Raw genomic sequence first — 24,978 nt, 5'->3', positions numbered from 1 at the left:
GTGATTCAGTTGGGCGTTCGATCTTTCCGGATTCGGTAGCCGGACTTCCATCGCGACTTTTCCGGCATCGACTCGACGTGCGGCGAAAGTGCCACGAGCAGGCGGCGTTCATTCGTAGGGCAGGCGCCAGGCGGTTTCCGGACCGCCGCCTGCGGCCTGCATCGCCGGCCCACTGAGCGAGGTGGGCTCGACGGTCAGGGTTGCAGTCACCAGCAGCCGGTCGTCAGGGCGCGACGACGCTCGGTACGTCCGTATATTGTTATGTCATTTAACATAACAAACATTATCGGCGGTACGGTCAGGCATGAATTGAAATGTCCGCTTCGGGATGATTGGAGATGTCCGAGCTCCCGGGCCCGCCTTAGCCAAATGCACGCCGGATCTTCCTCGCGATCCTCAGCGCCCACGTACCACGCCGCGGCGTTCCCGGAACGTGATCGACCAGCGCAATTCCTTGGTTGGCTCGACGCTGTGTTGCCACTGCCAGCGTGCGTCGCCTTCTATCCGGTAGATCGATCTGGGCTCCACGTCGAGCGCCACAATTTGGCGTCGTAGCGACGTGCTGTATGGATAAGGACGGAAGCGCAGTCGCGCGACACCACCGAGCGATACGCCGAAGATGCGCTCGAAATCGGGCACGTCACGGTGCCAGCCCAAGGGCGTGTCCGGCGCGTACTCCGCCACCAGGGTATGGGCCAAACGTTCGGGCGACATTTCGGCCCATTGCGCGACGCGTTCGCGCAGCGGCAGCAGCCGTGCGTCGAGGGGCTGCGCAGGCAGCAGTTCGTTGCTGTCGAAGTCGTAGCTGCCCCCGAAGCTGACCACCCGCCGCCGGGCCAGATAGCCCTTGTACCGCGCCGCCTGCAAAGGCAGAGATCGAATGATGTCGATCAGGGACGCTTCTTCATCAGGCGAAAGGAAATCGGGCTGGTAAATCAGCCCAGGAATCGAGGCCTCGATCGGGCCCTCGCCGAACAGGCTGAATTGATCCATCACGTTCCTTTTGAATCCCGCTGCCGGGTGCGCGGCGGACCGCCGTTTCGCGCTCCTGGGGGGCGATGCAGGACAAAAAGGTTAGCACGTCGCGTCGCCTCGATTCGGCAGGGGCGGCTTCGATCTCGGCCTCGCCGGTTCGACTTCGCCAGCCAGCCAATAAGGATCGCTATGAAAGTGTGGCGATGGACGCCGTGGCGTGTTCCGTTTCGTGCACAATCGCGCTTCGAATACCGCAAAAGCCACCGCCGAGGAGATTCCACGATGAAGAGAACCCAAAACGCCCTGGCCGTCCTTGCCCTGGTCTGCCTGCCCTGCTCTGCCTTGGCCCAGCCGGCCAATTCGACCTTGAACCGCATCAAGGACAGCGGCACCCTGCGGATCTGCACGCCTGGCGACTACAAGCCGTTCAGTTTCGAGAAGGCGCCCGGCACGTTCGAAGGTCTCGATGTCGATCTGATGCAGACGCTGGCTACGGCCCTGCAAGCCAAGCCGCAATACGTCAAGACGAGCTGGGCGAACCTGATGCCGGATTTCGTCGCCGGCAAATGCGATATCGCCGTCGGCGGTATTTCGGTCACGCTGGAACGCCAGCGCCAGGCTTATTTCAGTGCCCCATACATGATCAATGGCAAGACGCCGTTGACCCGCTGCGAGAACGCCGCCCGGTTCCACACGATCGAATCGATCAATCAGCCGGCGGTGCGGGTCATCGCCAATCCGGGCGGAAGCAACGAGCGCTTTGCGCGGACGCATTTCGATCGCGCCCAATTGAAGATCCATTCGGACAACCTGACGATCTTCGACGAGGTCATCAAGAAGAATGCCGATGTCTTTGTCACGGAAGCCGCGGAAGCGATCGTGCAAAGCAAGGCGCATCCCGAGCTATGCGCGGTCAATCCGCAGAAACCGTTGCAATACGCCGAGATGGCGTACTTGCTGCCGCAGGGCGACGAGGTGTTCAAGCACTTCGTCGATCAGTGGCTGCATCTGAGCACCGCTACCGGCGATTTCGGTCGTGTGCGAGCCAGGTGGCTGCCTGAGTAGGCGTTTTTGGAATTGCAATGACGATTGGCAACGCATTTCTTTCAATTGCATTCGACAATGCTGTTCCATTGCCATTTCCATGGCAATTAATTCTGTATTGAATCGGCCGATACACCGGTAGCGTATAAAGCGGGCACACTCCCCGTCTTGACGCCGAGGCCGACCCGGCAAGCAGTGGTGCGGCCCTTATCCGCGACCGGCCACACATGGAAGACGAGACAGGAGGCCGCCAGCCCGATGCGCTGCCGCCCCTGCTGCTCAGTGCTTTCTGTTCCGCGACGACGGCCGGCGTGCGCGAGCTTGCGGCCTTGCCCGCCGATGTCCTGGCATTCGGTTATCTGGGCGAGCGTATGCCCGACGGGTCCATGCGGTTGTTCCGCCTGGACACGATCGCGCTCGGCGCAAACGACGCCCCGTCTGCAAGCGCACCGCCGCTTTGGTTGGGCGCGGCGCTGTTCAAGGAGCCGCCGCTGACGGCAGCCGTCGCGCCGCCTGGCGATAGCTTGTTCCTGCTGCAGGGCGCCCTGCCCGCTTATCGTGGCCAGGCGCGTGGTACCCCTGTCTATCTGCTGCCGTTGCGGTCGGACTGGGCTGCCGGCACGCTGGGCTATACCCTGTCCGCGCTGCCGCCGGGCGGGCAACTGCCCTTGTCCGTGCCGCTGGCGACGTATCTGCGCGCGCAGATGCTGCTGCTTGCCCGCCTGGCGCCGGGACTGTCCCGGGACGAATCCATCGCCATGGCGCTGGCGACCGCCGAACTGGCCGCCACCCTGCTGCGGACATGGGCCCATGCCGCTGCCGCCTCCCCGCCGGCGGCCACTGCTCCGCCCGGCAGCGCCGTGCCCTCTTCCGCCGCCGCACGGATCTATCGCGCGGCCCTTGCCCATATCGCCTCCCACCTGTCCGATCCGCAGCTGACCGGCCAGCGTCTTGCTCGTGCCGTCGGTTGCTCGCGCCCGACGTTGTACCGGGCCTTCGCCATGCACGGTACGACGGTGGCAACGCAACTGCTGGACGCCCGCATGGCGCATGCGCGGGCCCTGCTGGAAGCCGGCGGCGATGCCGTGAAGCTCGCAGGCATTGCCTACGACTGCGGCTACGCCGATGTATCCGCATTCATCCGTGCGTTTCGCCGGACTCACGGGCTCACCCCACGGCAATGGCGCGATCGCGCGCATTCCCTTCCTTCGAGGGGGGTGAGACAGCCTGCCGACCGGTAGAGACAAACTGCCTGCTGCTGCCCTGTGTCTGCCACCTACGCTGGGTCGCGTCGACGACGTTTGCGTTGACGTTCTCCCCTCCAACCGAAGGAGCATGCAATGAGCGACCAGCAACAGGCACAACAGAACTTTCTCGCGGCGATCGAGGCGCAGATGCGCACGATGCTCGGCAGCCAGCTCAATGGCGAGCTGCGGGCGCTGATCTATCCGCCGGGATTCAATTTTCAGACCACCGTGGGTGCGAACGCGTACTTCAACCCGTTCACGCTGAAGGTGCTGGATTACCCGACGATCGACGGCGGCAACGGTGCGAAGACGCTCGACAACACCGACAGCTATTCCGGGCTGTATATGCGGCTGCTCAAGAGCGCTTCGTACCAGTTGTCCACGGCCGACAATACGCGCGTGCAAAAGGCGCTCGACGACGCAGCCGCGCAGCAACAGGCGCTAATCTCCGCCTGGGAGGAAGCCTACGGGACGATCCGGCTCGACGGCTCCGGCTTCGCCAACAAGGCGCTGTACATCAATGACGTCGTGCGCAAGGAGTACGGCAACGATCCGTCGAAGCTCGACGCCAGCGTGCGAATCGTCTATCTGACCTGGGCACTGGCGGCCGCTCCCGCGCTGACGGTCAAGCAGGCACAGTTCGATGCGCTGCAACGGCTCAATGCCGCGGCGGCCAACGTGCTGAACCCCAGCGCCAGCAACGGTGGCCTGCAGGTCGAAGACGGCAGCTACGTCGCCGCTTTCGACAACATTCCGACGCCGACCGAGCTGCTCGGGCGGCTGCGCAATACCGGCAATACGGTCACCGTCAAGGCCAGCGTGGCCTACAGCGAGAGCGGAACCACGTCGATGTCGGTCGGCGGCGGCGCAGGCGTGGCCATCCCGCTGGACTTCCTGTCGATCTCGGTGGGCGGCTCGGCGCAGTACAACCTGGACAAGATGATGTCGCGCAATCAGTCGATGTCGGTCGAGATGGCGTTCACCGGCGTCACGCCGATTTCGCCGTCGCCGCGCGTGCTGTCGGCCAACGGCCAGAGCGGCTGGTACGACAAGGTCATCGTCGACGAACTGGCGCGCAACAAGGCTGGCGACGACTTCACCGGTTTCTATCTGAGTTCGGACGAATGGAAGGGGCGCGCCGTATTTGGTCCGCAGGGCCGCTTTACCCGTGCCCGCACCCTCGTGCTGAGCCAGCGCCCGACCGTGACGCTGCGTTTCCACAAGGCTGACGCGTCGTCGATCAAGTCGATGTTTCAGGAGAACGTCGGCGTCAAGCTGAACCTGTTCGGGCTGATCCCGCTCGGCCACGCCGAGCAGTCCTACAAGACCACCAGCGCCCGCAGCGACGATGCCAGCGGCGACGTGGTCGTGACCTTCGGACCCGACAGCTTTGACGGCGGCACCGTCAATCCGCGGGACCGTACCTGCTACATCGTCGGCGCCGTGCTCGAAGAGATCGACGGCAAGTAAGCACGCGCGGCCCGCGGTGGCGCCGTGGGCCGTTGATCCATGCCCTGCCCTGCCCGGCTCGCGTCGCCACGCCTTGCGTCGCGTCGTGGGCCGAGCCTTACCTATCCGGTGACACCATGGCCAATATTGCCCCCTTCTTCAATACCGTGGCGCGGCAGCTGACCGCGTCCGTGCCGCGGCCGCATGCAGGCCAGTACCAGATCGTCGATGCCCCGCAGCGGGCCGCCTCGATCGGCTGGCAAGCGGTTTCCGTCCATCCGCTGCAGGTGCTCGAGACCGAGTACCAGCGTCTGGTGCGCGAGCAGCGCGCACAGGCGCAGGACGTCAATGCGAAGCGGGAGGCCGAAGCCGCGGCGCTGGCCCGCTTCTTCGTGCTTGACACGCAGGCTCCCGAGCCGCTGGATATTCCCGATTCGCCGTTGCGGACCCAGCTGCGCAATGCGCCGATGGCCGATCAGCGCCTGCAGGCAATGCGCGAGCAGCTGGAGCGCTGCGAGCGTCTGGCGTCGGCCAATCCGGCGCTGCCGCTGGCGCCGGCATTGGCCGATGCCGTCAACACCTTTCTGCAGCAGGCCATCGGTCTGTGCACGCTGGCGGTGCCGGTGCGCACGGCGGATCTGGTCGCCGATCCGATCTGGGCTGCACTGCAGTACTTGCACTTTATTGACCAGGCCAGCCCGCAGGATGCCATCGGGGCATGGCGGGCCGCCAATGCGGCCAAGGACCCCGCCTCGCTGATCGACGACCTGCATCAGAACGTCATGCGGCCGCTGTCGTCAGCGGCATTGAGCGTGGCTTCGGTGCGGGCGCTCTACAACATCCGCGATTTCTACCTGTACCGGCTGATGCATCGTTTCGAGGGCTATGCCGCGCAGGGCCGTATGGACCTGGAGACCAAGGCAGTCATCAGCGGCGCCGCGACGGGATATTTGCACAGTTCATTCGACTGGCTGACGCCTTGGCACGAAGCCCGCGTGCGAGAGCTGGCCGACGCGATCGCAAACCTGAACCAGCAGCTGCGTCAGCAATTTCACCGCAACGAGGACTGCCTGCGCTTCTTTTTGAAAGGCGGCCGCGCGCTGTACACGGCGTTGGGGGCGCCTGCGGAAGGCGGCAACGACTGGGACACCGGCGTGCTGATCGATCCGACGCTGCCGGCGGCGGACTGGTATGCCGCGTTCGGCGCGGTCAACGATCTGGTGTTGTCCAAGATGGACGTGTTCCGCTTCCAGTTCAACGCGCTGATGTACGCCCATGCCAACGTACTGAACGCCTGGCGGCCGCCGCAGCCGCAAGCGCAACTGGCGGGCGTGCATGACGCGCTGCCGGAGGCGTCGCCCTATAGCGAAGCCGCGATGCACGCGGAGGATCAGGCCGAACGCCTCGGTGCGGCGCCACGCGCCGTCACGGGAATCGTCCTTGCCAATCTCGGAGACCCTTCCGGCCCGGTCGGCATCAATGGGGAGTTGATCGATATCGGCATCGCCACCCGCAGCTCGGTGGAGCTGCGCGAGCACTGGAGCGAGGTGCGGATCGGCGATCGCCCCGGTGTATCGCAGGTGCAACTGCCGGTGCCGGATCTGGGCTATTTCGTCGACGACTTCAGCACCATCGTGCGCGAGGCCCTGTCGACGGGCCAGCCGCCCCGGGACACCAAGCTGGCGAAGCGGCTGGAGCGTCTGGACCGGGCCCTGGGCAGCGGCGATGCCGATTTGCGCAACGCCGTCGCCGCACGCCGACAGGCCTTGGCGGCCGCCGTGCCTGCGTGCGCCGCGGCGCTGGGCAACGCCGACGATACGGTGGCGCGGATACGCGTCTGGTCGCTGGCCGGCCTGCTGGCGGCCTTGCAGGCTTCGACACCGGCGGTCCAGCAAGGCTGGTGCCACGCGCTTGACGCGTGGCTGGCGCCCCAGCTGCGCGCCGGCACGTGGGTCAATCTTGCCGCCGTGAATTTCATCTGGAACGCGATCCGCGACGACGGCGCGTTGCGCGATGCCGAGCGTGCGGCGCGCTGCCGCGAGATTCTGGCCGTGCTGGGCGCGGTGGCGCAGCTGGCCGACACGGCCATGCAGAGTCTGGCGGCACGCGAGCAAGGGTTGACCGCGGGTGAGCCGGGGGCCCGGCGCCTCGATCAGGCGCTGCAGGCGCTAGGCGTCATGCAGATCGCGCTCGACGAGGCGCGGCACGCCGGCACCGTGCTGCTGACGGGTGCCGTGGCGGTACGCCAACAGGCATTGCACGCCGGCCTCACCGCGCAAGACTGGGCCGCCGCCTGGCCGGTCGATGTGGTCGAGGCCGAAGTCCACCTGAATGCGCCGCTGGCGCAGCCGGTTGCCGATACCGTGGCACGCATGCTGATACGGCCGGCGTCGGTCAACCCGTGGCGCTGCTCCCAGTTGGCCGACGGCACCGTGCTGGTTCAACGCGCCAACAGCGACTGGCGCGTCGACGGGACACTGCCCGATGCCGATCCGATCGTGATGGCGCTGCGGCTGGTGGTGCCGGGCGATGCCGACGCGGTACGCGCCGCGGATGTCATCGATGGCCAATCGGTGCAGGCACAGCGGCCGCTGACGCTGTCCTATCGCGATCGCGGCGGCCATGCCGCCGACTTCCGCGTGCGGCAGGCGCTGCGGGCGACGGCCGATCTGGTCGGAGAGGATATTCTCGGCCGCCCCCTGTAATCGGAGGACCGTCGAGCGCTGACCGCATTTGGGCCGGCGGTTGGCGCTCGACACGCGGCTTCAGCAAGGGCTCATGGCGGGAGCGGTATCAGCGGCGCTTTCCTTTGCTGCCGTTCAACACCGCCGCCGCCCGCACCAGCTCCTTCAACGCCTTCTCGTCGATCTGCGCGCCTTGCTGGAAATCGATGGCGCGCCTGGTATTGCCGTCCAGGCTTGCATTGAACAGCCCGGCGGGATCCGGCAGCGCCGCGCCTTTGGCGAAGGTCATCTTGACGACGCTCTTGTAGGTCTCGCCGGTGCAGATGATGCCGTTGTGCGACCACACGGGAACGCCGCGCCATTTCCATTCTTCGATGACGTCGGGAGCGGCTTCCTTGATCAGCGCGCGCAGCCTGGCCAGCATTTCGCCTCGCCAGTCGCCCAGCTCCTCGATCCGTGCATCGATCAGCGCGGAGGCGGATTGGCCTTGCTGCAATTCGTTATTGTTCATATCGGATTCCCTTCCTATTCGAAGCGCGCGCAGTGCAACGTTCACTGGCTGGGGCACGGCATTGCCGTGTGACAATGCGGACCATTGCCACCCTGCCCGCTTCGACCCGTGACCTTCCTAGCCTATACGGCGCTGTTCGTGCTGACGGCGCTGGCCGAGATCGTCGGCTGCTATTTGCCCTACCTGGTATTAAAGCAGGAAAAGAGTCCGCTGCTGCTGATTCCCGCGGCGCTGGCATTGGCGGCGTTCGCCTGGTTGCTGACCTTGCATCCCACGGCCGCGGGGCGCACGTATGCGGCCTATGGCGGCGTCTATATTGCGGTCGCGCTGCTGTGGCTTCGCCTCGTGGATGGCTTGCCGCTGACGCGCTGGGATGTCATCGGCGCGTCCGTGGCATTGGCCGGCATGGCCATTATCGTGCTGCAGCCTGCGTCTGGGACCGGCACGGGTTGATTGCGGATCGGCGTCCGAGAGCATCCGATCCGATCATCGCCGTACCGGTTCCGGCGGCGCGCCGGCCGTTCTGGCGACGGACCGGTCGATGATCCACACCACCAGCATCGTGATCCCCATCAGCGGGAATATCGCACCCAATACCGCCAGCCCTGCCACCCATGCACGCATCGGCGGCGGGCTTGCCGGACGCGACGGCGCGCCCAGCGCATTGGCCGGTTTTCGCTTGATCCACATGATGAAGCCAGTGATCGCCAGCGCCATCAGGCCCAGCGAGATCACGGCGCATACGATCTGATTGGCCATGCCGAAATACCTGCCCATATGGAGCGAGGAGCCGTACGACACCGCCTTGGCGACGGCGCCGTAGTCCTCATAGCGGATATCGCGGACGATATTGCCGCTGTGCGGATCGATATGCAGCGTTCGTTCTCCCCTGGGATCGTTGGGGAAGCAGGAAACCGAGTAGACCGAGCCGGTGCCTGCCGGCAGCGCGACCTGGCATCCCGGACCGGCACCGCGCGCGCGGACGATGGCCAGTACCCGATCCAGCCCGATGGCTGCATGGCCGGTGGAGGCGACGGAACGGGCTGGCACGGCGGTCAATCCCGTTGCCCATGGCACATCGCCAAGCGGCAGCGACTCCATGGTCTTCGTGTGGCCCCGATGGTCTTCCAGGCCGGCATCGCCCCCATTGCCTCGATCGCGGGCCGGTGCGTGCATGTGCCCCGCTCCGCCATCGGCCGGCCGTCCCAGATTCGCCGCGGTGGTGATGGCCTTGAACTGCTTGCCCCAGAGAGCGGTCCACGGCAGACCGGACAGCACGAACAGCAGCGCGCCGACGGCGAGCGACACGCCGAGCAGTAGGTGGATTTCCTTCCACCGCCCTCGCCTGCCGCTTGCCGGCCGCATCCGAAACGCGCCAACGCCTGATTCGCGCAAGCGCGGCCACCACATCGCCAGGCCGGTGGCGATCATCACCAGCGTCCAGCATCCGGCCAGTTCCATCAGCACTTCGCCGGGCTTGCCCGCGAGCAATGCGCGATGCAGCATGCGGACCTGCTTCATCAAGCGGTCCTCGACGCTGAGGCTGCCCAGCACCGCGCCGGAGTACGGGTTCAGATAGAGGCTTTCGCTGTTGCCCGAGGGCAGCCGGAAGATGAATTCGGAGCTGGCGCGCGGGTCATTGCGCAACGTGTACGTCGTGGCGACTGCTCCGGCCGGGGCCGCCGCTCTCGCCCGCTCCAGCAGCGTTTGCGCCGGAAGCGGTTCGCCCTGCGGCGTTACGCGCAATAACTGCGGATACAGCCATGGCTCGATTTGCGGTTGGAAGCAATAGATCGTGCCGGTGATTGCCAGCACGATCAGAAACGGCATCACGAACAGGCCGGCATAAAAATGCCAGCGCCAAAGCGTGCGGTGGGCGGCAGAGGTTCCGGAACGGGTTTGGGAAATCGACACGGGCATCGGCGCGCGGTGATGGTGTAAATCTCTTGGGAAATGCGCCATTGCGGCGCGAGTCCGTACTTTGCGACGAAATCCCGCGGCGGTCCTGCGTCATGGTGTCGCATGTACCGCTAAAGGCGTGGCAAATAGAATCGGGCAGCAAAAAAAAACAACCGCCTCTCTTGGTCGCGCGCCTTTTCCGCCGACACATCCATTTGCCCATGGCCCGATTTCTTCCACGCGAGGTGGCGCTAGCCGCTGCCGCCGTTTGCCTGTCCGCCCAAGCCGCCGATCCATCGCCGGAGATCCACGAACTGGCACCGGTCACCGTCCATGCCGGCGGCCAGACCGGGCTGGACGAACCGGCCTCGATCGGGTCGAATCTCGGCCTGACACCGATGCAGACGCCGGCCAGCGTGGACGTCATCGCCCGCGACCAGCTTGAGATCCGGGGCGATGTGTCGCTGGTCGATGCCATTACCCGCGCCCCGGGGCTGTCCGGGCTTGGCCATCCCGGCAATGGCGGCGCTTCGCTATCCGCGCGAGGCTTTACCGATGCGGCTTCGGTCATGCGGCTCTACGATGGCGTGCGCCAATACGGCGGGATCGGTGTCACCTATCCGTTCGATACCTGGTCGGTCGAACGCATCGAGGTGCTGCGCGGTCCCGCCTCGGTGATCTATGGCGAGGGCGCGATCGGCGGCGTCGTGAACGTGGTGCCGAAGAAGCCGACGCGCGGTCCGATCGAGAACGAAATCCAGGCGACGATCGGCACGGAAAACACCCAGCGGCTCGCGTTCGGCAGCGGCGGCGCCATCGACGAACGCTGGTCATACCGCTTCGATGTCAGCGGCAATCGTACCGATGGGTCGGTGGATTTCGGGGATTCGCGCAATCTGTCGGTGTCGGGCGCGCTGCAATGGGATCCGACGCCCGAGCTTGCGCTCAAGCTGAGTTACGCCAAGGGCTGGCAGCAGCCGGCACGCTATTTCGGCGTGCCGCTGATCAATGGCCGCCAGGATCCGTCCTTGCGAACGCGAAACTACAACGTCAGCGACAGCCGCATCCAGTACGACGACCAGTGGACCGAACTGTCGGCGCGGTGGACGCCGAGCGCCGATCTGACGGTTCGCTCGCGGGCCTACTACATCGACAGCAATCGCCATTGGCGCAATGCCGAGTATTACGACTATCTGCCGGCGAGCGGCCTGATCCAGCGCTCGTCCTATGTCGAGATCCTTCATGACCAGTGGCAGGTCGGCAATACGACCGACGTGGTCTATCGCCATGCGCTGTTCGGCATGAACAACAGCCTGTCGGTCGGCTTCGACATCAATCGGGCATCGTTTCGCCATACCAACAACTCCCCCTACTCCGGCAGCACCGTCGTCGATCCCTACACGTTCGAGCGCGGCCAGTTCATCAACGTGGCCGGCACAGCGCCGCGCTACAGCAACGAGGCGGTCCAGTACGCCTTGTTTGCCGAGAATCGGCTCGAAATCACGCCGCGCTGGTCGGTGTTGGGCGGTTTGCGCTATGACCATGCGCGGATCGAACGCCACGATCTGATGGCCCATCGCGAGGCGTTCGACAGGACCTTTTCGCACGTCGGCTGGCGCGCCGGAACGGTCTACAACCTGACGCCGAATCTCGCGCTATACGCGCAATACTCGGAAGCCGCCGATCCCGTCAGCGCGCTGCTGATGCTGTCGTCCTCCAACAGCCATTTCGACCTGTCCACCGGCCGCCAGATCGAAGCCGGCGTCAAGCAGGACTTCTGGAACGGCGAAGGGGAATGGACGGTCGCGGCTTATCACATTGTCAAAAAGAATTTGGTCACCCGCGACGCAGCCAATCCCGCGCAAAGCGTACAGGTCGGCGAACAATCGTCGCGTGGAATCGAGGCCAGCGTCGGCGTCGAATTCCTGCGCGGCTGGCGGCTCGACGCCAATGCGGCGCTGCTGCAGGCGCGCTATGACGACTTCACGGAATCGGTGAACGGCACGGCGGTCTCACGGGCCGGCAACGTGCCGACCGACGTGCCCGAGCGGCTGGCCAATGCCTGGCTGACCTGGCGCTTCCTGCCGGAATGGACAGCAGGCGCCGGCATCCGCTATGTCGGCCGCCGTTTTGCCGACCGAGCCAATACGCTGGAAATGCCGGCCTACACCACCACGGATCTGCTGCTGCAATGGCGGCCGCGCAAGAACACCACGCTGTCGCTGCGCGGCTTCAATGTGTTCGACCGGCACTATGTCGCGACGGCTTACTACAACCCCACGCAGTGGCTTCAGGGGGCAGGACGGCGCGTCGAATTGACGGTCAATCACCGGTTCTGAGTCGTGGTATTGCCTTGACGATGCGGCATCATAGTGCCCTGGCGCGGTAGGAAAGGCCTACCGCGGTTGGGTTTGCCTTGCTTGCGCCGCTTTTTTTCCGGCAAGGCACGCACCCTGTTGGCAAGCATCGGATCGTGCAAATCACCACCTACGACCATTTCACCTTCGACCTGGCGCGCTTTGGCAATCCCGTCGAGCTTTGCTCGCTGCGTGTCGGCGAGCATGACTTCGGATGGCGATGCCGCTTTACTGTGCCAGTGCGCAAGGGTGGCGACGGCGGGCGATACCAGACGGTACAGGTACGCTTTCTCCATCCGTTGTCCTCCCCCGACTTTGCAGGCTGGTCCGCCCGGCGGTTGAGCATCGACGCCTCGCGGGGAACCTATCGTGCCGGTCGCTGGCAGTCGCTGGACATCAGCGCGCCCGATCTGACGCGATTGCCCTCGCCGCCACGATGGTTTGCCACCGATCGCGACGTGGCGGATTTCGAGAAGCCGCCGGACGATGATGCTGGCGAACAGCAGTACGAATTGCGCGACGACGCACTAGTGTTTGCCGCGTACGACGGACAGGTCTGCGTGCCATGGAGCGAGGTCGTCGCCATCGAATTGACGCGGTATGCCGACGCCCATTCCTGCAGCGAGATCCCGTTGCGGCGAATGAGTTTTCAACTGATGCAAGGCTGCGAGCAACAGTTTGCGCCGCCACGTAGCGCGTCGGACCCGTTCTATGCGTCGCTCCAGCGGCGCTTCGGCATCGAACTCGCGCAAATCGAAGCGGTTCTACAGGCGTCGCGACCTTGCAAGCGGGTGCTGTGGACTCGCTTGCCGATGTTGAAGCTCGACCCGGCCCCGATACTCGATGGCTCGCAAATTGCGGATGCGCTGGCGGCGTGGGTCGATGCAGGCAGCGCGGGCCTGCTGCAGGCCGGCCCCCTGACCATAGCCGAGCTGGATCTGCATCGCCACGATGAACCGTTCGCAAATTTCCCGCCGCGCAGGGCTTCTTTCCGGTTCTCAGGCATCAACGGGTTGACAGACAAGGCGGCGTTGGTTCAGGTGGTAAAGGGGATGCGCGTAGCGGAAGGCGTTGCGCCGGAAATTCGTCCAGATTCGCACATGTTCATGGATTGGCGGAACGACCGGATCCACATCAGCTTGCACTTCGACGTACTCGGCCACGGTTGGCTGAACCTGACAGACGCGGACTATCTTGCGAGGATCCGCGGGCGTTGGCCGCACTGGCAGGAATGCGCCCCGGACGTGTGGTTACCGCTCGGTTTCGAGGTCAGTTCGGTGGACTATGACGGCGTCGATACCGACTCGATATTGCCGCGCGTCGATCCACTTGATGACATGAAGCAAATCGTGCTCTGGACCGCAGGCGATTGGCAGGGCTTCAGCAGCAAAGTCTGGAGTTTCCGATGGCGAGTTGGCGAATTGTCGGCCATCGATACGTGGGAGTCGGATATCTGCGCGGACCGTGGCGGACCTTACTCTCATCTGGCCCTGACGCTGAACGCGGGCGCACGATTTGATATTCGCAGCCGTGAGCCGGTCGATGTCGATATCGTTCGAGCGTTCTTCCGTTGCGGCGGCCATGGAGTCGAAGCTGGCGGGAACCATGCGCGTGGCACTATCGACCGTATCGCCTAGTCTCAGTCCATCGGAATCGCGTCCCTCATGGCTTCCTGTTTGATCGTGTCCTTGCGCCTTTGTGCTTCATCGCCATTCCCGCCATGGCAACGCTGCTGCTCGGCGGATGCGCCCTGCCGCCGCTCGCGGACCGGACGCCTTCCCACGCACTGACACCAGAGCAGTCCCGCGCTACCGCACTCGGGCGTGCCTTGGCGCCGGCCCTGTCCCAGCGCCCGGGTCTATCGGGTATTCACGCGCTGGCCGATCCGCGCGAGGCCTTCGCCGCGCGGGTCCATGGCGCGCGCATGGCCGAGCGCACGCTGGACGTGCAGTACTACATCTGGCGCCTGGACACCACGGGCACGCTGCTGCTCGATGCGCTGCATGAAGCGGCCGAGCGCGGCGTGCGGGTGCGTCTGCTGCTGGACGACAACGGTATTTCCGGGCTCGACGAGATCCTGTCCGCGCTGGATGCCCATCCCAATATCGAGGTCCGCCTCTTCAATCCATTCGTGGTGCGGTCGCCGAAATTCATCGGCTATCTGACCGACTTTCCCCGCCTGAACCGGCGCATGCACAATAAATCGTTCACCGTGGATGCGCAGGCCACCATCGTTGGCGGTCGCAACGTCGGCGACGAATATTTCGGCGCCACCGATGGCGTGCTGTTTTCCGACCTGGATGTGCTGGCCGTCGGGCCGATTGCGGCCGATGTCGAACGGGAGTTCGATCGCTACTGGGCCAGCGCCAGTGCCTATCCGATCAATGCGATCGTGCCGCCTGTCGCACCGGACAGGCTCGAGCAGCTGACCCGGGAGGCTGCCGTCGCGCGGCGCGACCCGGCCGCCGAGGCCTACATGAACGCCCTGAAGGCGATGCCGGCATACCGCCGCATCCTCGATGGCACCTTGGCGTTCGAGTGGGCAAAGACCCGGATCGTCAGCGACGATCCCGCCAAGGTTCTGGGCAAGGCGCCGCGCCATGCGCTGATCGGACATCAGCTGATGGAGACCATCGGCGTGCCGGCGCGGGAACTCGATCTGGTATCCCCCTACTTCGTTCCGACCAAGTCCGGCGCCAACGCCTTCACGGACCTGGCGGCCAAGGGGGTCAATGTGCGCGTGCTGACCAATGCAGCCGAGGCGACGGACGTCAAGGTAGTGCACTCCGGCTATGTCAAATGGCGCTGTGCGTTGCTGGAATCCGGCGTGCAGTTGTTCGAGTTGAAGCGCGAGATCGCGGCGCCGGCGGACAAGGCCGATACCACGCCGCCGACCAGGCCAGAGGAGCGCGCCGGACCGTTCGGCAGCTCCGGCGCGAGCCTGCACGCGAAGACGTTCGCCGTGGATGCGCAGCGCGTCTTTGTCGGCTCGCTCAACTTCGATCCCCGCTCGGCGAATCTGAATACCGAACTGGGCTTCGTGATCGAGAGCCCCACGCTGGCGGGCCGCATTGAATCGGCGTTTGGCACCAGCGTCCCGCAGAACGCCTACGAGGTCCGGCTGTCCGACAACGGCAGCCTGTACTGGCTGGAACGGCGCGGCAACGACACGATTCGCCACGATACCGAGCCCAACACCAGCTGGCTGGAGCGCGTCTGGATCCGCGGGCTGTCGTGGTTGCCGATCGACTGGATGTTATGACGGTGTGATAGGCGAGCACTGACGGTAGCGTGCAAGGCCGCTACGGCGGGAATCCCTGCGAGCGGCCGCCGCATTGCGCCAATGGGCTATTGCGCTGTTGCGCTACTGCCCTATTGCGCGCCCTGCTCGCCCATCATCGCGTCCGGATTCATCCATACCGGCTCGAACAGATGGCCGTCGGGATCTTCGAACGTGCGCAGATACATGAACCCCATGTCCTGCGGTTCACGAATGTCCGCGCGGCCGCCAGCCGATTTCGCGGCCTCGACGATGGCGTCCACATCCTCGCGATTGTCGATCGTCAGCGCGATCAGCATGGCGCTGGTTTCGCGCCCATCGGCGATCGGCTTGCTGGTGAAGGTCCCGTAATAGGCGTGCGTCATCAGATGGAACGTGATGGTGTCCGACCACACCATCGACGACGTCTGGTGGTCGCTGAACTGCTCGTTCTTGACGCAGCCGATCGCCTCGTAGAACCGCGTCGCCGCGGCAAGATCGCGGACCGGCAGGTTCAGGAAAATCATCTTAGCCATCGTGTCTCCTCCGTTGGTTTTACTGCAGGGGGCGCGTGCGCGCCTCGGGTTGCTGATGTCCGCCTGGATTCTCGCGGGGATATTCGAGCTGCATCGCGACCAGGGATTCGGTTCGCGCGCCATAGCGCTGGCCGATGCCGTTCAGCGCCTCGTCCAGCGCCCGCGCCGGCTGCGATTCCGCGGCGAGCGCTATGGTCCGGCCTCGATCCCAGTCCGTGCCGACGTGCTCGGGCACCAGGCGAATGCCGTTTCTCGTCTGGATCGGCCCCGCCCGCTGGGCGAACGATACGGCCTGCGAACGGTATGTCCGCGACCACGCGTCGGCCACCAGCGCCAGCGACACCTCGTCGACGCCAGGCCGTAGCGCGATGCCCAGCCGCTCGCGATTCCAGAACGCCATCGTATTGCCGATCGCCGTCAAGGCGAATGGGCGCGTAAAGGTGAAGGCATCGCTGTCGTGGCGCGCATCCCAATGCGGCAGGCCCAGGTCGCGGGCCACGGCCTGTGCCCTGTCGCGGCCCGCGACGGCTTCGATCAGCGTCAACGTCATTGGCATCGACGCGGAAATGCCGGTGGTCGTGGCGACACGGCCATCGACGACGATGCGCCGGTCGGCAACGTAGCGCACGGTCGGATGCTTGTCGAGCAAGTCTTCCAGGTAGTACCAATGGGTGGTGGCGCGCTTGCCGTCGAGCAGCCCCGCCGCGGCCACGACCTTGGCGCCGGCGCAGATGCCGATGACCGTTGCGCCTTTGGCCGCCTGGCTGCGGATCCATTGCAGCACGGCCGGATCGTCGTCGCGGCTCATCGCTGGCACCAGCACGTAGTCGGCGCCCTGGGGATGCTGTGCGTCGAACTGCGCGATCGTCGCGTCCGGCTCGACTTGGAGCACGGGATAGAGCTTGACCGGCCCCGGCTGCGTCGCCAAGGCAGTCACCTCCCCGATGTCGGCGCGGCGCAGGATGCCGTAGGGCATCAGATAGTCGGTGGTCTCGGTCGCGTCATTGATGCCGACGATGGCAATCACCGGGCGCGGCCGCTTCTGGGGCTTCAGCGCGGCCAGCGTGGCTGTCCGCTCCGCTTCGGCGATCGCCGGCGGTTCAGCGGGAGCGGTGGCGGGCGGCAGGGACAGCAGCCACGCCGCGCCGGCGGCCAGCGCGACGGCCGCGATACCGAGCGCGATCCATGCTGCCAGACGTAGGTTCAGTAGGTTCAGCGGCTTCAGCCGGTTCCACCGGTTCATCGTCGTGGTCTCCTCCTTGGCGTGAGCCAGACCACTAGCTTAGGCGGACGGAATCCCGACGCCAAGCCACGCCAAAGTGTCCACATTGGGCGAGATCGGCCGATGCCGGCATGGCGCGTCGGCAGACGGTAGCCGTTGCGCCTTCGCGCCCTACCCCTTTCGCAATCCTTCCACCGGGTCGGTCTCGAACGCCTGCCACAGCGCATCGCGCCGCTGCAGCGCCTCGATCACGGCAGGCTGGCGTAACTGCGCGACGGCGGATACCAGTGCATTGCACAAGAAGAACGCGGCGGTGTACGAATCGAATGGCGATGCGTTGGCGGTGCGTACAAGCAGATGGTGATCGGACAGCGGCACCAGCGGCGCGGCCGGGCTGTCGCAGATCGCGACGACGCGCGCGCCCCGTTCGCGGAAAGCACGGGCGATGCTGACCGGCGCGCTCGAATAGCGCCGGACGCTGAAGGTCAGCAGCACGTCTTCGGGCTGGACCCACAGCATGGCGTCGGTGGCCGTCACCGCGCCGGCCCCGAGCTCCTGCACATTGGGCCGGCACATGTTCAGATGCAGCGCCAGCCAGGCGCTGACCGGTGCGCTGTTCTTCTGCGCCAGGATGAACAGGCGCCCTTTTCCTCCGGCCAGCAGCCGCGCGATCGCTTCGAACGCGGCGATGTCGAGCGATTCGTGCGTGGCCGTCAGGTTGTGCTGGTCATGCATCAACGCGTCGTCGAGGCACGCCCGCAAGGTTCGCTTGCCGCCGATCAGCGCCGGTGCGCGCTGACCCGCGGTCGGCAGCGCGGCAGTCACGCTCGCCCGCGCTTCGCGCTGCGCGTCGGCATAGCTGGCATAGCCGAGCTTGGCGAACAACCGCACCACGGTCGACGCGCTGGTCCCGTGCTGCGCCGCCAGCGCGGTCGCCGATTCGAGCAGCACGTGCGGATAGCCGCGCGTCAATGCATCGGCCAGTTCGCGCTCGCGCGCGGTCAGCGTGGCCGCCTCGCGCGCCAGCCGGTCCAGCAGCGTGGCGCCATGATCGGCGGTCTCCTTGCGGGAATTCGTCATATTGACACCCTGCAATGTGTATTGCATGATGATATCACCATTGCAACGATCGTTTCATCGCCTGTTTCTCGGCCGATTCACGCACGTTGCACAACGCGTTTCATCACGCCTTTCATCGCGTACCGTTCCCCGGCCGCGAACAGGAACCCCATGCAGGATAGAGAAGTAGCCCAGGGCGAACAGGCCCTGCTGGACTGGCTGCAAGGCCAGCAACAGGCGATGCAGGACTTGCTGCAGAAGATTGTCGACATCGACAGCGGCAGCCGCCATGAAGCCGGCGTGCAGGCCGTGGCCGAGGCGCTGCGCGCGCATCTGGAAGCGGCCGGCATTGCCGTGCGTTTCCATGCGGTGCCCGGATACGGCGTCTGCCTCGATGCGCAGGTGTCCGGCTCCGGCGAGGGCCTGCCGGTCCTGCTGATGGGGCATATGGATACGGTCTATCCCGAAGGCACCGCGGCCAGGCGGCCCTTCCGTGTCGAGGACGGACGCGCCTACGGTCCCGGCGTCGCCGACATGAAATCCGGCCTGGTGCTCAATGTGTTCGTTGCCGAGGCGCTGGCGCGGCTGGGCCGCCAGGCGCCGCCGGTGCGGCTGTTCTTCTCGTGCGACGAGGAGATCGGTTCGCCGGCGACCCGCGAGCGGATCATGGCGGTTGCCCGCGAAGTTCGCGCCGTGTTCAACGCCGAGCCGGGCCGCGTCAGCGGCAACCTGGTGACGGGTCGCAAGGGTTCGATGGTGGTCGAGTTCGAGGTCGAGGGCGTGGCCGCGCATTCCGGCATCAACCACGCCCATGGCGCCAGCGCGATCGACGCATTGGCGCGCAAGATTCTCGAACTGCATGCGCTGACCGACCCGGCCTCCGGCGTCACCACCAATGTCGGCTGCGTGCAGGGCGGCATCGTGCCGAACATGGTCGCGCCGCATGCCAAGGGGCAGCTCGATGTGCGCTTCACCGCGGAAACCGATATGGACGCGCTGTACGGCCGCATCCGCGAGATCGTCGAAGCCGAATCGATTCCCCGTACGCGCGGCCGCATCACCGACATGCGCCGCACGATGCCGATGGCGACGACGCCCGCGTTCCTGCTGTCGCTGTATCAGCGCAGCGCCGAACGCGTCGGCTTCACCGTCGACGGCGAGTTCACCGGCGGCGCGGCCGACAGCGGCCTGACCAGCTCGGCCGGCACGCCGACGCTGTGCGGCACCGGCCCGGTCGGCGGCCATCCGCACACCGAGCGCGAATACTGCGAGCTCTCCACCTTCGTGCCACGGGCCCAGGCCCTGGCGCTTGCCGTTCTCGGACTCCGATGAGCGGCAGGCCCGCCTTCGAGCCAATTCACAAAACCATCCTGCCTTTCTGATCATGCAGAACCTGCCCTTCTCCCGCCGCCGTTTCGTAGGTCTTGGCCTGAGCGCCGCTGCCATCGCCGCCGCTGCGCCGCTTGGCGCCGTGGCACAGGAAAACTGGCCGTCGCGTCCGATCACGCTGGTGGTGCCGTTCCCGCCTGGCGGATCGGTCGACATCATGGCGCGCCAGTATTCGGAGCCGCTGTCGCGCATTCTTGGCGTGCCGGTCGTCGTCGACAACCGCCCCGGCGCGGGTGGCTCGGTCGCGACCCAGGTCGTCGCGCGCAGCAAGCCGGACGGCTATACCTTGGTGGTGTCGTCGCAGAGCAGCCACCTGGCCAATCCGCTGACGCAGCCGCGCATCGGCTACGACCCGATCAAGGATTTCGAGAACATCGCCATCCTGGGCCGCCAGCCCAATGCGCTGGTCGTGCATTCGAGCCTGCCGGTGCGCACGTTCGCCGAATTCATCGCCTATTCGAAGAAGAATCCCGGCAAGCTCGACTACGGCAGCGGCGGTGTCGGCAGCATGGGCCAGCTCAATGTCGAGATGTTCAAGGCCAGCACCGGTGCGGTGGCCACCCATATCCCGTACCGCGGCGGCTCGCAACTGATCACGGCGGTGCTGAGCAACGAGGTGCAGTTCATCCTGGATAACCTGGTCATCATGCTGCCGCACGTCAAGGACGGCAAGGTCCGCGCGCTGGCGGTCGCTTCGGAACAGCGGCTCGAGCAGTTGCCCGACGTGCCGACGCTGGCTGAACTGGGCTATCCGGAGCTGAACCTGAGCTCGTGGACCGGCATCGCGGCACCGGCTGGCACGCCGCAGCCGGTGGTGCAGAAGATCTACCAGGCAGTGCGCAAGGCAGCGAGCGATCCCGCGATGCAAGCCGCCCTGCGCTCGCGCGGCGTGGTCCCGCCCGAAGACATGGCCCCCGCCGCCTTCGAACGGATGATGGCCGACCGCCTGCAGCGCTATGGCGAGGTGGTCAAGCGGGCGAAGATTTCGGCGGAGTAAGGGGCGTTCAGCATTCGGAGCAGCCGCTGAGGCTTCCATCCCCCATTCGGCATCGCCGATGATCCCCGCCTACCGGCGGGGATTACGACGTTCGGAACAGCCTCTCGTCCCAACGCACCGGCTCCGGCGCCGAGACGACGAGCTTGGCTGTGTCCGGGTGCATCGGATTGACTAGCGCGTTCCACTCGAGAGGAGCTACGACCGAGGGCACGATCAGCACGGCGGATCTCATGTCGGCCAGCCAGCGATCGCCGAAGCCGCGAGCCGCGCGGGGATCGTCCAAAGCGTCCCAGCCCCTCGGCAAGTCGTTCGGGCCTGCGCGTTCGATCCCGATGTCGTCGGGCACGTTGGCGACCACCACGACATGCTGCCTCGGCACCTTGCCGATGCGTGAGTGAACGAGAACCTCGAGCATGGCACCTGCGAAGCTGAGGGCGCCGTAGATGACAGGACGGCCCGGGCTGTTGAAACGGCCCCCCATGAGCATGGCGCCGGTACCGTTCCACACGTCATGGCGGCGGTCTGCGATCCGGTAGATCAGCATCACGCAGCCATGCCATAGAAAAGCCTCCAGAGAACTTCCTCGACCCGCTTGGCACCGAGCTCCGTCATCGATACGTCGAGCGGTGTGTTGCCGGCCAAGAGCGGATGCGGCGCATGCAGAAACTCTCGGGCATCCTCTTCGTCATCCCATACGAAATTGGCCGTCGCGAAGATCCGAGCTAGCCGCTCGGTTTTTTCGGACTCGTCCGGCGTCAGACGATCCTTCCGGCGTTTGAAGGTCGCCTCTGGCACGATCCGCGACATCAACATCCGTCGCTCCTCTGACGTTCGTACCACGTGCTCGACGATTTCTCGCAGTGCGGACTTTGGCAATCCTTCTCGCACCGCTGCATCGAGCTCGGCAAGGGAGGCGCGGGGCGGCGAAAGCGCCATGGCGGCGCTGATGCGGTCCGGCGGAACGACCAACATATCGGCACCCATTGGATCAGTTGATTCCAAATTGTAGTCCATTTGATCTCCGCCAGCTAAGTAAGTGGACGAAGAATCTCTCCGATTGAGGCTGTGTGTCGTTTCGTACTGTTACCGCTGTCGTTTACCGACATTAATGGTCGGTCCGATATAGGTGGCGGATGCTGCTTCGGCATGGTCGTCCGTTCGCCTGACACAAACGGGGGTAACCATGAAGCCAGCGTCTCGCTTTCGACAGCGCGTGTTGACCGCCGCCTTGGCGCTGCTCGGCTGCTGGCACGGGGTGGCGGGCGCTGCTGAGCCTCGTGGGGCGCCCGCGCCGGCGGTCGCGCCGGGCACGGTGGTCGCACCCATCACCGACGTCGGCACGCTGAGCGGGTGCACCAACCCGATGATCGGCAAGAACGGCGATACCGGCAGCGGCAAGCGGGCGGTGTTCGTCGACGTCAAGCAGATGCGGCCGGACAGCGAGCCGGTCTACGAGAAGAACGCCATCTTCTGGACCTCGCGCGAGAACCGGCCCGGCCAGAGCGTGTTGATGAGCGGCGCCTTTACGGCGAACCGCAAGACCGTGCGTCTGGTGGCCCTCACGTCCGGGATGACGGACTGGCGCAGCGCGGTCCGTGCCAGCGCAATCACGGTGCCTGCCGTCAATCTGAGCTCGACGGGGTTGACCTTCACCATCCCGGCGAACCTCAAATACGGCCCCTACGCCTACCGCATCGAGGACCAGGATCGCGCGGTGCCGGCGCTGGAGGGCATCGTCAATCGGCCGGAAATCCAGTGGATTCTCGGCACGCCGGATACCGATTCCAGTCTGGAGGCGCCGGCGCATGAACTGGTCAATTGCGGTGCGGAGGCCGGCGGCAAGCTGCGGCTGTTCGGCAAGAACTTCAACGGCAGCAAGGAGGCTTATCTGCAATCGGCCGACAACCGGCTCTATCCGCTGACGGTCGAGCACGCCGACGACACGGCGATGGTGGCCGGCGTGCCCGCCGGCATGGCGCCCGGTTCGTACCACGTCTGGATCGGCTCACAGCACAAGGACCTGACCGCCGCGCTGCCGGTGCCGATCCGCATCCAACCCGCGCCAAAGCCGCCTGCCGTGGTGTCGTGCCCCGGACTGACGGGCGATGGTGTCACCGACAACGCCGCCGTGCTGCAAGGCTGTCTCGACAAGAACCGCAGCAATGGCGTGCGCACCGTCTTCAAGCTGCCGGCCGGACAATTCGCCATTTCACGAACGATTGCGCTGCGCCGCCATCAGTATCTGGTCGGCGAATCCGAGGACGCGACGACGCTGCTCGGCAAGGCGAACAGCGCCGCGGCAACGCCCGCGTCGTGGATCACGGGCGAAAGCCATTTCGGCGTGGCCTCGCTGACGCTGCGCGCGCCCCATCGCGAAACGATGCTGCGGGCCGCCAACCTCGGCAGCGATCCGCGCGCGAACGGCCATATCCTGATCCAGCGGGTCAATTTCGTCGTGTCGGCCGACTACACCAACGGCGCGGGAAGCGCGCAGCTGATCAAGATTGCCGGCCCGGACCTGCGCATCGTCAATTCGACGCTGAGCTCGCGCAAGACGATGTCGATCGACTACGGCGACGGCGTGCTGATCACCGGCAACCGGGCGACCAAGGGCGATTACGGCATCGCCAACAGCCAGAACGTCGTCGTGACCAAGAATCTGTTCGGCGCCCAGGACGAAATAAACGAAGGCGTGGTGATCGGCGCCAGCCGCCCGATGATCAGCGGCGCCACGGCCAACGCCACGCGCAACTTCTATCTCGGCTACAACCTGTTCCGCAACATGACGTACACGCCGACCAACCAGTTCTTCACGACGGACGGCGGCGGTGGCGCGTATCTGGGCAGGCTCGCCGCCAGCTCGGCCAGTTCGGTGACGCTGGCGCGCGATCCGAACTGGGACATGGTCGGCACCAGCAATCCGGAAAACGTCGTGATGTCGATCGTCGCCGGCACCGGAGTCGGTCAATACCGGCATCTGAAATCGATCAAGGGCCGCGTGATGGAATTGGCGACGCCCTGGGACGTGGTGCCCGATTCGTCCTCTGTGATCAACATCACCACCGGCTATCTGCGCATCACCGTCAGCCACAACGAATTCCGCAACATGCATGGCCGTGCGCTGAATTCGATCCTGTTCTTTGGCGGCGTGTTCGACAGCGTGATCGACCACAACTACAACATGAACGCCGGCGACGGCATCGCCATCGCCGCCTATGGGCCCTATGGCGACAATACCTATCTGCCGACCTTCAATATCGATTGCCTCGATAACACCGTCGCCGAGGATGGCGACCCGGTCTTCGTGATGCGCACCGCGGCGCGCAACGTCACGCGCGGGCTGGCGGTGATGGGCATGCCGGGCGCGACGCTGTCCGGCATTCTGGTACGGGGCAATCGGGTCGCCAGCCCCGGCATGATCTTTTTTCCGAACAGCTTCAAGGACAACTACTCGATCCTGGTCGAACAGAACCAGGCGCGCGTCGAACCGTGGTTCGGCGGATCGAGCGGTCCGCCGGGGGCGATGATCCGGAACAACCGTCCGTAGGCGCGGGCGCGAGGCCCTTCGGCGAGGGACGCGAGCCTATGCCAGCGCGGGTCCGCCGCCGGCCGCATCGCCGCGCATCGTGGCCAGCGCGCGCAGCGACAGATGGGCGAACCAGTAGACCAGGAACAGCATCCCGAGCACGCGACCAATCGTCACGCCGGCAAACGCGGCCGGCCCCGGCATCAACAGCGCGATTGCCGCCGAGATCGCCGCGGCGATCAGACCGCTGAGCACGACGCCCGCGACCGCCACGCCGGCAAACGGTAGTCGCCATCCTTTGCTCAGCGCGGAGAATTCGCCGGCCGATGCGCGCTTGCGCAGCGCCAGATACGGCATCAGCCGCATCGCCAGCCACGCCTGCGCGGCGAGGTTGGCCGCGGCATACAGCAGCGGGACCGTGGCAAGAAACTGGATCAGTGCGCACAGCACGATATAGGTGCCGACGTAGTGCGCCAACGCGCCGCGCTGGCCGGAAACGGCGTCGCCCGACGGCCCGGCGGCGGGGTAAGCGCCCGCGATCTGCGCAATGGCGCCCGGCATCGACCACAGTGCGACCAGCAGGATCAGCGCAAGCTGGTACAGCACCACCAGCAGCGTCTGTGCGACGCCGCGCGCACCGCCGTACAGCGCCTGCACCCAGGGCGGTACGACACCGGTCATCAGCATGACCAGCGGCAGCCCGAGAAAGACGGCACCGGCGATCAGCAGCACCACGATCGGGCCGACGGCGAGTTTGAGGGCGCGGGAACTGACGAAACTGGCAAGCGTGGCACGAAAGGCGGCGAGCGACGGCTGCATGGCGA

General features: G+C 65.5%; 20 protein-coding genes. 11 read left to right on the top strand and 9 right to left on the bottom strand.

Annotated features, from left to right (window positions below; genetic code table 11):
• Window positions 1-396: 396 nt before the first annotated feature.
• Window positions 397-993, bottom strand: coding sequence for an alpha-ketoglutarate-dependent dioxygenase AlkB (locus tag M1D55_RS17380; protein ID WP_456281398.1), 597 nt, complete (start codon window positions 991-993; stop codon window positions 397-399).
• A 264-nt stretch (window positions 994-1,257) separates the two neighbouring features.
• On the opposite strand from M1D55_RS17380, the gene M1D55_RS17375 reads away from it, so the two are divergent.
• The 4 genes from M1D55_RS17375 to M1D55_RS17360 all read left to right on the top strand — a co-directional run bounded on the left by M1D55_RS17375 (window position 1,258) and on the right by M1D55_RS17360 (window position 7,420).
• Complete coding sequence (locus M1D55_RS17375) at window positions 1,258-2,040, top strand: transporter substrate-binding domain-containing protein (RefSeq protein WP_064573591.1); 783 nt, start codon at window positions 1,258-1,260, stop codon at window positions 2,038-2,040.
• Between the two features lie 206 nt (window positions 2,041-2,246).
• Complete coding sequence (locus tag M1D55_RS17370; RefSeq protein WP_456281397.1) at window positions 2,247-3,260, top strand: helix-turn-helix transcriptional regulator; 1,014 nt, start codon at window positions 2,247-2,249, stop codon at window positions 3,258-3,260.
• Window positions 3,261-3,359: 99 nt separating this feature from the next.
• Complete coding sequence (locus M1D55_RS17365) at window positions 3,360-4,736, top strand: hypothetical protein (protein WP_456281396.1); 1,377 nt, start codon at window positions 3,360-3,362, stop codon at window positions 4,734-4,736.
• A 116-nt stretch (window positions 4,737-4,852) separates the two neighbouring features.
• On the top strand, window positions 4,853-7,420 hold the full coding sequence (locus M1D55_RS17360) for a hypothetical protein (protein ID WP_456281395.1): 2,568 nt from the start codon (window positions 4,853-4,855) through the stop codon (window positions 7,418-7,420).
• A gap of 88 nt (window positions 7,421-7,508) precedes the next feature.
• Here the strand turns inward: M1D55_RS17360 and M1D55_RS17355 are convergent, their stop codons facing one another.
• A complete protein-coding gene (locus M1D55_RS17355) occupies window positions 7,509-7,910 on the bottom strand; it encodes a DUF1801 domain-containing protein (RefSeq protein WP_456281394.1) in 402 nt (133 codons plus the stop codon).
• Window positions 7,911-8,018: 108 nt separating this feature from the next.
• On the opposite strand from M1D55_RS17355, the gene M1D55_RS17350 reads away from it, so the two are divergent.
• Complete coding sequence (locus tag M1D55_RS17350) at window positions 8,019-8,363, top strand: YnfA family protein (protein WP_006576311.1); 345 nt, start codon at window positions 8,019-8,021, stop codon at window positions 8,361-8,363.
• A 33-nt stretch (window positions 8,364-8,396) separates the two neighbouring features.
• Here the strand turns inward: M1D55_RS17350 and M1D55_RS17345 are convergent, their stop codons facing one another.
• Entirely contained in the window at window positions 8,397-9,830 is a 1,434-nt protein-coding gene (locus M1D55_RS17345; RefSeq protein ID WP_456281393.1) for a PepSY-associated TM helix domain-containing protein, read from the bottom strand.
• 200 nt (window positions 9,831-10,030) lie between these two features.
• Here M1D55_RS17345 and M1D55_RS17340 point away from each other — a divergent pair, with 200 nt between their 5' ends.
• The 3 genes from M1D55_RS17340 (at window position 10,031) to M1D55_RS17330 (ending at window position 15,428) form a co-directional block, all read left to right on the top strand.
• A complete protein-coding gene (locus tag M1D55_RS17340; RefSeq protein WP_456282731.1) occupies window positions 10,031-12,148 on the top strand; it encodes a TonB-dependent receptor in 2,118 nt (705 codons plus the stop codon).
• Window positions 12,149-12,282: 134 nt separating this feature from the next.
• Window positions 12,283-13,803, top strand: a complete 1,521-nt coding sequence (locus M1D55_RS17335) for a hypothetical protein (RefSeq protein ID WP_456281392.1) — start codon at window positions 12,283-12,285, stop codon at window positions 13,801-13,803.
• Between the two features lie 83 nt (window positions 13,804-13,886).
• A complete protein-coding gene (locus M1D55_RS17330) occupies window positions 13,887-15,428 on the top strand; it encodes a phospholipase D family protein (RefSeq protein ID WP_456281391.1) in 1,542 nt (513 codons plus the stop codon).
• A gap of 110 nt (window positions 15,429-15,538) precedes the next feature.
• On the opposite strand, the gene M1D55_RS17325 is transcribed toward M1D55_RS17330, so the two are convergent.
• The 3 genes from M1D55_RS17325 to M1D55_RS17315 form a co-directional block, all read right to left on the bottom strand.
• Window positions 15,539-15,961, bottom strand: a complete 423-nt coding sequence (locus tag M1D55_RS17325) for a VOC family protein (protein WP_064573579.1) — start codon at window positions 15,959-15,961, stop codon at window positions 15,539-15,541.
• 19 nt (window positions 15,962-15,980) lie between these two features.
• Window positions 15,981-17,168 (bottom strand): DJ-1/PfpI family protein, encoded by a 1,188-nt coding sequence (locus tag M1D55_RS17320; protein ID WP_438820956.1) that lies wholly within the window; start codon window positions 17,166-17,168, stop codon window positions 15,981-15,983.
• A 186-nt stretch (window positions 17,169-17,354) separates the two neighbouring features.
• On the bottom strand, window positions 17,355-18,263 hold the full coding sequence (locus M1D55_RS17315; RefSeq protein WP_053821825.1) for a MurR/RpiR family transcriptional regulator: 909 nt from the start codon (window positions 18,261-18,263) through the stop codon (window positions 17,355-17,357).
• Window positions 18,264-18,413: 150 nt separating this feature from the next.
• On the opposite strand from M1D55_RS17315, the gene M1D55_RS17310 reads away from it, so the two are divergent.
• Both M1D55_RS17310 and M1D55_RS17305 read left to right on the top strand, forming a co-directional pair.
• Window positions 18,414-19,574 (top strand): M20 family metallopeptidase, encoded by a 1,161-nt coding sequence (locus M1D55_RS17310; RefSeq protein WP_456281390.1) that lies wholly within the window; start codon window positions 18,414-18,416, stop codon window positions 19,572-19,574.
• A gap of 52 nt (window positions 19,575-19,626) precedes the next feature.
• Window positions 19,627-20,628 (top strand): Bug family tripartite tricarboxylate transporter substrate binding protein, encoded by a 1,002-nt coding sequence (locus M1D55_RS17305; RefSeq protein ID WP_006578080.1) that lies wholly within the window; start codon window positions 19,627-19,629, stop codon window positions 20,626-20,628.
• A gap of 82 nt (window positions 20,629-20,710) precedes the next feature.
• Here M1D55_RS17305 and M1D55_RS17300 read toward each other — a convergent pair whose 3' ends face one another.
• Together M1D55_RS17300 and M1D55_RS17295 are read right to left on the bottom strand one after the other, a co-directional pair.
• The gene (locus M1D55_RS17300) at window positions 20,711-21,172 is read right to left on the bottom strand and encodes an RES family NAD+ phosphorylase (protein WP_023263887.1); all 462 of its coding nucleotides are present in this window, start codon (window positions 21,170-21,172) and stop codon (window positions 20,711-20,713) included.
• Entirely contained in the window at window positions 21,172-21,600 is a 429-nt protein-coding gene (locus tag M1D55_RS17295; RefSeq protein ID WP_456282730.1) for an antitoxin Xre/MbcA/ParS toxin-binding domain-containing protein, read from the bottom strand. The genes M1D55_RS17300 and M1D55_RS17295 overlap by 1 nt, the downstream gene beginning before the upstream one ends.
• A gap of 244 nt (window positions 21,601-21,844) precedes the next feature.
• Between M1D55_RS17295 and M1D55_RS17290 the strand changes: the two genes are divergently transcribed.
• The gene (locus M1D55_RS17290) at window positions 21,845-24,175 is read left to right on the top strand and encodes a glycosyl hydrolase family 28-related protein (protein ID WP_456281389.1); all 2,331 of its coding nucleotides are present in this window, start codon (window positions 21,845-21,847) and stop codon (window positions 24,173-24,175) included.
• A gap of 36 nt (window positions 24,176-24,211) precedes the next feature.
• On the opposite strand, the gene M1D55_RS17285 is transcribed toward M1D55_RS17290, so the two are convergent.
• Window positions 24,212-24,973 (bottom strand): hypothetical protein, encoded by a 762-nt coding sequence (locus M1D55_RS17285; protein WP_456281388.1) that lies wholly within the window; start codon window positions 24,971-24,973, stop codon window positions 24,212-24,214.
• Window positions 24,974-24,978 lie beyond the last annotated feature (5 nt).

It is taken from the genome of Cupriavidus sp. JZ107, from assembly GCF_053903255.1.
The sequence above is the reverse complement of the archived record's forward strand: the minus strand, read 5'-3'. Positions and strand labels throughout refer to the sequence as shown.

Excerpts from the sequence above, each read along its gene's own strand:
- M1D55_RS17365 (WP_456281396.1), top strand. The coding sequence starts at position 3,360 with ATGAGCGACCAGCAACAGGCACAACAGAACTTTCTCGCGGCGATCGAG.
- M1D55_RS17305 (WP_006578080.1), top strand. The coding sequence starts at position 19,627 with ATGCAGAACCTGCCCTTCTCCCGCCGCCGTTTCGTAGGTCTTGGCCTG.
- M1D55_RS17345 (WP_456281393.1), bottom strand. The coding sequence starts at position 9,830 with ATGCCCGTGTCGATTTCCCAAACCCGTTCCGGAACCTCTGCCGCCCAC.
- M1D55_RS17315 (WP_053821825.1), bottom strand. The coding sequence starts at position 18,263 with ATGACGAATTCCCGCAAGGAGACCGCCGATCATGGCGCCACGCTGCTG.
- M1D55_RS17295 (WP_456282730.1), bottom strand. The coding sequence starts at position 21,600 with ATGTTGGTCGTTCCGCCGGACCGCATCAGCGCCGCCATGGCGCTTTCG.
- M1D55_RS17325 (WP_064573579.1), bottom strand. The coding sequence starts at position 15,961 with ATGGCTAAGATGATTTTCCTGAACCTGCCGGTCCGCGATCTTGCCGCG.
- M1D55_RS17340 (WP_456282731.1), top strand. The coding sequence starts at position 10,031 with ATGGCCCGATTTCTTCCACGCGAGGTGGCGCTAGCCGCTGCCGCCGTT.
- M1D55_RS17300 (WP_023263887.1), bottom strand. The coding sequence starts at position 21,172 with ATGCTGATCTACCGGATCGCAGACCGCCGCCATGACGTGTGGAACGGT.
- M1D55_RS17360 (WP_456281395.1), top strand. The coding sequence starts at position 4,853 with ATGGCCAATATTGCCCCCTTCTTCAATACCGTGGCGCGGCAGCTGACC.
- M1D55_RS17310 (WP_456281390.1), top strand. The coding sequence starts at position 18,414 with ATGCAGGATAGAGAAGTAGCCCAGGGCGAACAGGCCCTGCTGGACTGG.
- M1D55_RS17355 (WP_456281394.1), bottom strand. The coding sequence starts at position 7,910 with ATGAACAATAACGAATTGCAGCAAGGCCAATCCGCCTCCGCGCTGATC.
- M1D55_RS17375 (WP_064573591.1), top strand. The coding sequence starts at position 1,258 with ATGAAGAGAACCCAAAACGCCCTGGCCGTCCTTGCCCTGGTCTGCCTG.
- M1D55_RS17330 (WP_456281391.1), top strand. The coding sequence starts at position 13,887 with ATGGCAACGCTGCTGCTCGGCGGATGCGCCCTGCCGCCGCTCGCGGAC.
- M1D55_RS17370 (WP_456281397.1), top strand. The coding sequence starts at position 2,247 with ATGGAAGACGAGACAGGAGGCCGCCAGCCCGATGCGCTGCCGCCCCTG.
- M1D55_RS17380 (WP_456281398.1), bottom strand. The coding sequence starts at position 993 with ATGGATCAATTCAGCCTGTTCGGCGAGGGCCCGATCGAGGCCTCGATT.
- M1D55_RS17285 (WP_456281388.1), bottom strand. The coding sequence starts at position 24,973 with ATGCAGCCGTCGCTCGCCGCCTTTCGTGCCACGCTTGCCAGTTTCGTC.